The sequence below is a fragment of the Mycobacterium sp. genome (assembly GCF_032161845.1).
Classification (GTDB): Bacteria; Actinomycetota; Actinomycetes; order Mycobacteriales; family Mycobacteriaceae; genus Mycobacterium.
This window is the reverse complement of record NZ_JAVRQA010000147.1, coordinates 21,787-29,928: the sequence shown is the minus strand read 5'-3', so window position 1 is coordinate 29,928 and position 8,142 is coordinate 21,787. Positions and strand designations below refer to the sequence as shown.

The following is an 8,142-nucleotide window of genomic DNA, read 5'->3' as shown; positions in this document are numbered from 1 at the left end:
AGCACCTGAAGCGCTACACGACGCTCGGCATGGGCACCGATCAGGGCAAGACCAGCAACATCCTGGGCCTCGCGCTGATGGCCGAGCAGCTCGGCGTTGCGATCCCCAGCGTGGGCACCACGACGTTCCGGCCGCCGTACACGCCGGTGGCGTTCGCCGCACTGGCAGGCCGCAACCGAGGCGCCCTGTTCGACCCCGAACGCACGACCGCACTGCACGACTGGCACGTCGAACGCGGCGCGGTGTTCGAGGACGTCGGGCAGTGGAAGCGGCCCCGCTACTACCCGGAGGCCGGCGAGGACATGAACGCCGCCGTGGTGCGCGAGTGCCTGGCGGTCCGTGGCAGCGTCGGCATCCTGGACGGTTCGACACTTGGCAAGATCGACGTGCAGGGCGAGGATGCGGGCGTCCTGCTCGACCTCATCTACACCAACATGATGAGCAACCTCAAGGTCGGGGCCGTCCGCTACGGCGTGATGTGCGGCGTCGACGGCATGGTGATCGACGATGGCACCGTGATGCGCCTGGCCGAGGACCGGTTCATCGTCTTCACCACCACCGGCGGCGCCGCGACGATCCTGGACTGGATGGAGGAGTGGCTACAGACCGAATGGCCGCACCTGCGTGTGCATTTGACGTCGGTGACCGATCACTGGTCCACCTTCCCCGTGGTCGGCCCTCGCTCGCGTGACCTCATCGGCACGGTGTTCCCCGACCTCGACGTCTCGAACGACGCGTTCGGGTTCATGACGTGGCGCGACACCGGGCTCGACGGGGTTCCCGTGCGCGTGGCGAGGATCAGCTTCTCCGGTGAACTCGCCTACGAGGTGAACGTCGTGCACCGACATGCGCCGGTGGTCTGGCGGCGTCTGATCGACGCCGGAAGCGCCTGGGGCATCACGCCATACGGCACCGAGACCATGCACGTGCTGCGCGCCGAGAAGGGCTACCCGATCATCGGGCAGGACACCGACGGCACCGTCACTCCCCAGGATCTCGGGATGGCGTGGGCGGTGTCCAAGAAGAAGCCCGACTTCATCGGCAAACGGTCGTTCGCCCGTGCGGAGAACCAGAATCCGCTACGCAAGCAGCTGGTCGGACTTCTGCCAACGGACCGCGAGACCCAGCTGCCCGAAGGTTCCCAAATCGTCGACTGCGGTGAGGGGGGCACGCTTCCGCCACCGCCGGTCCCGATGCTCGGCCACGTCACGTCCAGCTACTACAGCGCCGAACTCGGCCGTACCTTCGCGCTCGCACTGCTGAAGGCGGGCCGCTCACGCATCGGCGACGTCATCCACGTTCCCGTTGACGGCCGTCTGATATCCGTCGAGGTCACCGGTTCGGTGCTCGTCGACCCCGAAGGAGAACGGCGCGATGGTTGACACGTTGGCAGACGGTGACGCGGTCTCGATCACCGAGGAACCGTACGTTGCGATGGTCGACGTGCGCGTCGGCGTGCCGGGCCCCGGTGCCACCGCGGCGGCCGACGTGCTTGGCGTGGAGCTGCCCACTGCGGCGTCCACCTACGCGGAGAACGGTGACACCGCCGCGATTTGGCTGGGTCCCGACGAGTGGCTCGTCACCACGAGGTCGGGCACCGGCGTCGAACTCGAGTCGCGGTTGCGTAATGCGATCGTCCCGCTCGGCGGAGCCGCGATCGACGTGTCCGGGCAGCGAACCGCCCTGCGGCTGAAGGGGTCCCGCGCCCGCGACGTGCTCGCCAAGGGCTGTTCCCTTGACCTGCATCCGGGCGCGTTCGGGTCGAGCTCCGCCGCGCAGACGATGCTCGGCCAGGCGGGAGTCGTGCTGCTGGCGGTCGACGGAGGGGCTACCGACTACCGACTGCTCGTGCGAACGTCATTCGCCAGGTACCTGCTCGCATGGCTCGCGGATGCCGCGGCGGAGTACACCCTCAGATGAAGGACTGCTCGGCCGTGAGACCGATGTCGGGGAAGGCGCCGATGACGATGGTCTGCGCATTGCCCCAGCCCGTGGTGCCCGTCGCGTCGTCGCGTAGGTGCACGACGCAATCGCGATGTTGATGCACCCGGCGCGCGACGGCCGGGTTGGTGCAGTCCCCGACGTGTTCACCGGACACGTCGAGGGCCCCGCGCCATTGCCCGTGATACTTGCCATCGAAGCCGAAGTACAGTCCGGTGCCGAGGTGGAATCCGGTGTCGGTCGGGATCTCGACGACGAAGGTGCGCGCGGTCCCGTCGGGCAGTCGGACACCGATCTCGCCCCCGAGGAGCCTGCGGTTGTCGTCTTGAAAGCGCAGCTGCGGGTCGACGAAGGTGAACGTCTCGACGCGGCCGTCGGCGTGCTCGATGCCGCCCTGGGAGTTGATCGTGGTGCGGCCGTCAACGGTGTTGCGCTGGTAATAGACGTGCAGTGCGGACACGGTGCCGTCGGCGTCGGTCAGTAGGGCGGGCATCCAGATCGTGTAGCTGCTGAAGTTGGTCGGTCTGGGTGGCCGCGGTAGGTCCTTGGCCGGCGTGCCCACCTGGTAGCGCACGCCCCACGAGTGGTCGCGCGTGGAAACCCAAGCGGTGTCGTCGAACTCGGAACGCTGTCCTTCGACGTCGACCCATCCGGTGGCGGTGCCGCTCTGGTGATACCTGGTGACGTCGGCGTCGACCCGCGACCCGCCCAACGACCGGTGGATCTCGCGATCCTCCAACACCGCGGGGACCGCGCGGTGGAACGTCCACTCGAAGCTCACCGGAACGGCGTCGTTGGGCTCGAGGGTGAATCGGATGGCCACCATCGGATCGAGGACCTCGTAGCGGATCGGCCCGATGGTGCAGATGTCGACGTCGTGGGTCAGGTCGCGGCTGGCGCGGACGGTCCACTGCTCATCACCACGGCAGACACCGGCGTAGCCGTCGATCACGCCGCGGTTGGTGTACTTGCCGAGGCCGAAGGCGAGCTGAACCGAGCCATCCCGCGCAAACGCCGTGGCGCATACCTTTTCGGTCCAATTGCGATCGGTCTGGGCCACCACGGCGAAGGTGTCGGCGAACTGGTGGTTGAGGTGGTCGTCCGCCGGTGTCAGTGGCCCGGTCGACGTCATCGCGGACCTGCTGCGTAGTGCGCCTGCCCGGCGTCGTAGGCGGAGATCCACCGCTCCAGGATCTTCACCAGTGGATTCTGCTCACCTGTTGGAAGCACGTACTTCTCTCCTGCCTCGAGGGCGATCGCGGACTGGCGCACGTTGATGACCAACGCCCGGAAGACGGCGAATATCTCGTGCCACGCGAGATCCTGCAGGGGCCTGCCGAGCGCGCCCTCGTAGTCGCGTGCCACCTCGTCGAGATCGACCATGCCGGACAGCGGAGCCATCCCAGTGACCTCCAGCAGCACGCGCTCCAGCCCCAGATACCAACCGAGGTCCATCTCGGCTGGACCGATCGTGGCGAGTTCCCAGTCGAGGACCGCTCGCACACAACGAGTTTCGTCCATCACCATGTTCCCGAGGCGCGGGTCGCCCCAGACCAGGGACGGTGCCGGGTCGTCGGGCGGGCGGTTGTCTCGACACCACGTGGCGATCGCCTCGACCCGGGGCAGAACGTCGTCGACCTTGGCCCAGTCCAGGTATCGGCACCACCAGTCCACCTGAGTGTGCAGAGTGCCGTCGACGTCGCCGAGGATCCCGTCGAGCCCGGCGGACTTCGGGTCGATTCGCCCGATGTCGGCAAGGATTCGCACCATCTCGCGCTGGGCGTCCCGACGTTGCGCGTCGGTCGCGCTGATCAGCCAGGGGTCGAACAGTGACTGCGGGCCCGGGATGTCGCCATCGACGAAGGGCATCACGATGAATGGCGAGCCGAGGAATCCTGGGTCCCGCTCGACGGTTGGTTGAGCGGTCGGAATGCCAAGGCGGGCAACCGCGCTCTGAACGTCGGCCTGGGCGGTGAAGTCGTGGTCGGGGAAGGTCGCATACAGCGGTGGCAGCCGGACGACGATCCGCTGGCCCGGCTGGCCGTCGGCAAGGGGGCCGCACTGCACGATGACGGTTTCGTTCGACATCCCCGCGGTGGGGTGGCTGAGCGCTTCGATGCCGTGGCGAACGACGTCCGGGCGATGGATCGCGCACCACGCAAGGAGGCCAGAACGGATGTCGTCGAGTTCGCGCCGTCCGCCGGTCGTCACGGTGCTGCGGCCCCTCTGCGCTAGATTGCCCTGACATGCATAGCACTGTTTTAGCAAGATTAACGTGATTGGTGGGAAACTCCGAGAAGGGATGCGTCGTGGACACCGAGTCGGTCGATGAGCTGCTCTCCACCACCAGAGCGGTGCGCCGCCGACTGGACCTCGACCGCCCGGTCGAACGCGAGGTCATCCTCGAGTGCCTTCAACTGGCCATGCAGGCACCGACGGCCAGCAACGATCAGGACTGGCGCTGGATGGTGGTCACCGATACCGCCAAGCGGGCGGCGATCGCGGAGATCTACCGCGGTGTCGGCGAGGAGCATCTGGCCAGGGCGGCAGCCGCGGAATCCGATCCGCAAACGCGCCGGGTGTACGAGAGTGCCCTAGTGCTCAGCCGGGTGCTTGCCGACGTCCCGGTTCACGTCATTCCGTGCCTCGAACGCCGATTCGACGGCAACGACCTCCTCGTCGCCGCGTCGGCGTGGGCATCGATCATTCCCGCGGGATGGAGTTTCATGCTGGCCCTGCGGTCTCGGGGCCTCGGCTCGGTGTGGACCACCTTGCACCTGGCCAGGGCACGCGAGGTGGCGGATCTCCTCGGGATTCCGGACACCGTGACCCAGGCCGCGCTGTTCCCCGTGGCGTACACGATCGGCACCGACTTCAAGCCCGCGCGGCGGCCGCCGGTCGAGACGATCACCTCGTGGAACACCTGGGGATCGACGTAATGCATTCCTACACGGTGAGATTCGCAGTCGATGCTCCGGCGCACAGGGTCTGGCGGGTACTGCACCCACGGCCGCCGAAGGGCTCGGCTCTGCCGCGGATCATCGAATACCCAGCAGGCAGCATCGAGATCCTCAACGAGGGGGACGCCGCGGGACAGGGGCTCGTCCGAACCTGTGTCTTCGACGTGCCCCGCTACCTACTGTCCGGCGGCAAGGCCCGGTCCTGGGAGACCGTCACCGAGGCGCGGATCGACGAGCTGTCGCGCTACGTCTCGATCAGCAAGCCGCTCTGGTCGCGTGCCGAGGGTTACCACGCGCTCGAGGAGCAGGCCGACGGCAGCACCCTGTTGACCTTCCACGAGACCTACCACGCGTACAACCCGGTGCTCCGCGCGCTGCTCGAAGGCCCCGTGCACGCAAAGATCTCCGCCGACAACCTCGCGACCTACGAGCATGCGCTCGCGTACGCGGGAACGACGAGAAGAGTCTGGTGAAAACGGCCAGCAAACTCACGGCGTGAACTACGGTTGCCCCAACTAGGAGGTAGCCATGAAGGTTTTGCTCGCAGTTACCCTCGCAGTCGGTATCGCACTCGGTGCCGCTCCTCCCGCGGTGGCCGATGAGAGTACCTACCTGAACCAACTCGGGCCTCGCCTCGCGTTCCTCACCACCGATCAGTTGCTGACCGAGGGCTACAAGGTGTGTCGATACCTCAGCGTCGGCAGACCCTCTCCCGATGCGATCCCGGTGGTCATGAAGGACCTGCAGGTCACCGTGGCCGCTGCCGTCGACATCACGGCGGGGGCCATCGAGCAGCTCGACTGCTGAGCGCCCCGACAAGACTTTCCTCTAAGTTCGGCCCGCCACGGTCTCCTCGTGGCGGGCCGAACGACACTTCGGGTGCGCTTCCTATGGTGGTGGGTAGGCCCACGACAGGAACGAGGCACCACCCATGACCGCAGACCTACCCGCCACCGCACTGGAACTGCGCTCGTTGGTGACGTCGAACGGCACGCTCGAACTCTCGCTACACGACGTCCCGGTTCCCAGCCCCGCCGCCAACGAGGTGTTGGTCCGCGTGGAAGCCGCGCCGATCAACCCGTCTGACCTGGGCCTGCTCGTCGCCTTCGCCGACATGTCCACCGCAACGGTGGCCGGCTCGCCGGAGCGTCCGACGGTCACGGCATCGATGGGAACCGGCGCGCTCGGAGCGCTCTCTGCGCGGCTCGACGAGTCGCTTCCCGTTGGCAACGAGGGTGCGGGCACCGTCGTGGCCGCGGGGTCGTCCGCTGCGGCGCAAGCGCTCCTCGGCCGAATGGTGGGGATCGCCGGCGGCGCGATGTACTCCCAGTACCGCGTGGTCGACGCGGCGGCGTGCCTCGTCCTGCCCGAAGGGGCCACCGCGAAGGACGGGGCGTCGTCCTTCGTCAATCCCCTTACCGCGCTTGGAATGGTGGAAACCATGCGGCGCGAGGGACATTCGGCCCTGGTGCACACGGCTGCCGCATCGAATCTCGGCCAGATGCTCGTCAAGATCTGCAAGCAGGACGGGGTACCGCTGGTCAACATCGTCCGCAAGCCCGATCAGGAAAAGTTGCTGCGCGCGCTCGGCGCCGAATACGTCTGCAACTCGACGTCGTCGACGTTCGACTCCGATCTGATCGAGGCTCTCAAGGCGACGACGGCGACGCTCGCCTTCGACGCCACGGGTGGCGGCACGCTGGCGAGTCAGATCCTCAACGGCATGGAGCGGGCGGCGAGTTCGACCGACTCATCCGGTGCGGGGTACTCGCGCTACGGGTCGGCCGTGCACAAGCAGGTGTACATCTACGGCGGCCTCGACACGGGACCGACGACGCTCACCAGGAACTTCGGCATGGCGTGGGGCATCGGCGGCTGGCTGCTCACCCCATTCCTTCAGAACGCAGGCGCCGAGACCATCGGCCGGTTGCGGGCCCGGGTGGCCGCAGAACTCACCACGACCTTCGAAAGTGCCTACACCCGTGAGGTTTCCCTCGCAGGCATGCTCCAGCCCGACGCGTTCAATGCCTACGTCAAGCGGGCGACGGGCGAGAAGTTCCTCGTCACCCCGCAGGCCCACCCGTAATTCAGCGGTCGAGATCCCACTGGCCGAAGTCGGCGGCAAGGACGTCGTCCGCGTCCACGTGGATGCCGCCGAGGACGACGGCGGGATCGGACGCCGTGAAGACGGCTGATTGGTAGAGCACGGCCGTGGCTTCGCGCGCGCCGGCGGACCAGGCCCTGGTCTGCCACGCCCATCGGTATCCCGACGTGCTCGAATTGCCGATCACGCCGTCGCCGACAGCCCAGCCGCACGCGCGGGCGTGGCCGTAGATGCCGGTGCGGCCGACGCCAAGCACCGAATTGATTCCTCGAAACCATTCCACCGCAGTGGTTTTCCAGACGTCGACGTCGATGTCCTCGTCGACGCTGAAGAAGATCGGTGCCGAATCGGGTCCGCCGGCGGCGGCGTGCAGGCGCAGCGCGGTCTTGGCGTCGGCGACGCCGCCGTCATGCCCGCGGGTGTAATCCGACGGCGTCGGCCACCCGGGTTTGCCGTATTGATAGTTGCTGACGACGTGAAGGCCTGCTGCGCGTAGCGCGTCGGTGTAGTCGCGCGTGACGGGCTTGAAGTCGAAGTTGGCGCCGGGCCGAGATTCGGAAACGTAGACGATCGCTCCGACGAAGCCCGCGGCGCGGATCTGATCGGGCGGAACCAGATGCTCCGCGAAGTCGATCAACTGAGGGCCAGCGGCAGCTGCCCGCGGCGCGGCCATGGTGCCGAGGGCCGCAGCGGCCGGCGCGGCCAGAAGGCACTTGAGGACCTGTCGCCGTGATGCGGAGTCCGACATCGCGTGATGGTACAAGACTCAGCCCCTTGGCAACTGGGTACAGTAACGCCGTGCCTGACGACGAACTTGACCTAGACGGGGAACTGGCCGACGACGAACTGGCCGACGACGAGGTCGAACTGTCGGAGCAGGATGTGAACGGCCGCACGCTGTCCATCCGCGGTGCCGACGGCGAAGAGTTGGTGAGCATCCAATCGACGGGCGACGAGTGGAGCGTCCAGCTCCAACCCGGTGGCGCGATCCGAAACGCCTACCTCGGCACCCGAACCGACACACCGGTATGGCTGGACACCTGGGAGCGACAGATTGAGCGCGACGAGGACGGCACGTACGTCATCCGGCTCGCCTGACCAAAAATCGGATGCGGATCGGCGGCGAGCGGCCCGTGG

Annotated in this window: 10 protein-coding genes; 7 read left to right on the top strand and 3 right to left on the bottom strand. The window is 67.1% G+C overall.

The features are described 5' to 3' along the window. Both QOD90_RS08805 and QOD90_RS08800 read left to right on the top strand, forming a co-directional pair. Positions 1 to 1,382, top strand: a 1,382-nt coding sequence (locus tag QOD90_RS08805) for a glycine cleavage T C-terminal barrel domain-containing protein (RefSeq protein WP_526348706.1), incomplete at its 5' end; no start/stop codon positions are given. Next, a complete protein-coding gene (locus QOD90_RS08800) occupies positions 1,375 to 1,920 on the top strand; it encodes a sarcosine oxidase subunit gamma (RefSeq protein ID WP_526348704.1) in 546 nt (181 codons plus the stop codon). The genes QOD90_RS08805 and QOD90_RS08800, both read left to right, overlap by 8 nt. On the opposite strand, the gene QOD90_RS08795 is transcribed toward QOD90_RS08800, so the two are convergent. Together QOD90_RS08795 and QOD90_RS08790 are read right to left on the bottom strand one after the other, a co-directional pair. After that, complete coding sequence (locus QOD90_RS08795) at positions 1,913 to 3,073, bottom strand: Rv3169 family protein (protein WP_526348702.1); 1,161 nt, start codon at positions 3,071 to 3,073, stop codon at positions 1,913 to 1,915. The genes QOD90_RS08800 and QOD90_RS08795 overlap by 8 nt on opposite strands. Further along, positions 3,070 to 4,152, bottom strand: a complete 1,083-nt coding sequence (locus QOD90_RS08790; RefSeq protein ID WP_526348700.1) for a phosphotransferase family protein — start codon at positions 4,150 to 4,152, stop codon at positions 3,070 to 3,072. Before QOD90_RS08790 ends, QOD90_RS08795 begins: the two co-directional genes overlap by 4 nt. 98 nt (positions 4,153 to 4,250) lie before the next feature. On the opposite strand from QOD90_RS08790, the gene QOD90_RS08785 reads away from it, so the two are divergent. From QOD90_RS08785 to QOD90_RS08770, 4 genes are all read left to right on the top strand, one after another. Beyond that, positions 4,251 to 4,880: a nitroreductase family protein gene (locus QOD90_RS08785; RefSeq protein WP_526348698.1), complete on the top strand. Its 630-nt coding sequence runs from the start codon at positions 4,251 to 4,253 to the stop codon at positions 4,878 to 4,880. Continuing rightward, positions 4,880 to 5,374: an SRPBCC family protein gene (locus QOD90_RS08780; protein WP_526348712.1), complete on the top strand. Its 495-nt coding sequence runs from the start codon at positions 4,880 to 4,882 to the stop codon at positions 5,372 to 5,374. Before QOD90_RS08785 ends, QOD90_RS08780 begins: the two co-directional genes overlap by 1 nt. Before the next feature lie 55 nt (positions 5,375 to 5,429). Further along, positions 5,430 to 5,708 carry a DUF732 domain-containing protein gene (locus QOD90_RS08775; RefSeq protein ID WP_526348696.1) on the top strand — a complete coding sequence of 93 codons (279 nt, stop codon included), beginning with the start codon at positions 5,430 to 5,432 and terminating at the stop codon, positions 5,706 to 5,708. Between the two features lie 124 nt (positions 5,709 to 5,832). Next, positions 5,833 to 6,987 carry a zinc-binding dehydrogenase gene (locus tag QOD90_RS08770; RefSeq protein ID WP_526348694.1) on the top strand — a complete coding sequence of 385 codons (1,155 nt, stop codon included), beginning with the start codon at positions 5,833 to 5,835 and terminating at the stop codon, positions 6,985 to 6,987. A 1-nt stretch (position 6,988) separates the two neighbouring features. Here the strand turns inward: QOD90_RS08770 and QOD90_RS08765 are convergent, their stop codons facing one another. Further along, on the bottom strand, positions 6,989 to 7,753 hold the full coding sequence (locus tag QOD90_RS08765; RefSeq protein ID WP_526348692.1) for a glycoside hydrolase domain-containing protein: 765 nt from the start codon (positions 7,751 to 7,753) through the stop codon (positions 6,989 to 6,991). Positions 7,754 to 7,803: 50 nt separating this feature from the next. On the opposite strand from QOD90_RS08765, the gene QOD90_RS08760 reads away from it, so the two are divergent. Continuing rightward, complete coding sequence (locus tag QOD90_RS08760) at positions 7,804 to 8,103, top strand: hypothetical protein (RefSeq protein ID WP_526348690.1); 300 nt, start codon at positions 7,804 to 7,806, stop codon at positions 8,101 to 8,103. Positions 8,104 to 8,142: the final 39 nt, after the last annotated feature.

What these genes read in the sequence shown, in the direction of transcription:
- QOD90_RS08770 (WP_526348694.1), top strand. Translation starts at nt 5,833, where the DNA reads ATGACCGCAGACCTACCCGCCACCGCACTGGAACTGCGCTCGTTGGTG.
- QOD90_RS08795 (WP_526348702.1), bottom strand. Translation starts at nt 3,073, where the DNA reads ATGACGTCGACCGGGCCACTGACACCGGCGGACGACCACCTCAACCAC.
- QOD90_RS08775 (WP_526348696.1), top strand. Translation starts at nt 5,430, where the DNA reads ATGAAGGTTTTGCTCGCAGTTACCCTCGCAGTCGGTATCGCACTCGGT.
- QOD90_RS08780 (WP_526348712.1), top strand. Translation starts at nt 4,880, where the DNA reads ATGCATTCCTACACGGTGAGATTCGCAGTCGATGCTCCGGCGCACAGG.
- QOD90_RS08800 (WP_526348704.1), top strand. Translation starts at nt 1,375, where the DNA reads ATGGTTGACACGTTGGCAGACGGTGACGCGGTCTCGATCACCGAGGAA.
- QOD90_RS08765 (WP_526348692.1), bottom strand. Translation starts at nt 7,753, where the DNA reads ATGTCGGACTCCGCATCACGGCGACAGGTCCTCAAGTGCCTTCTGGCC.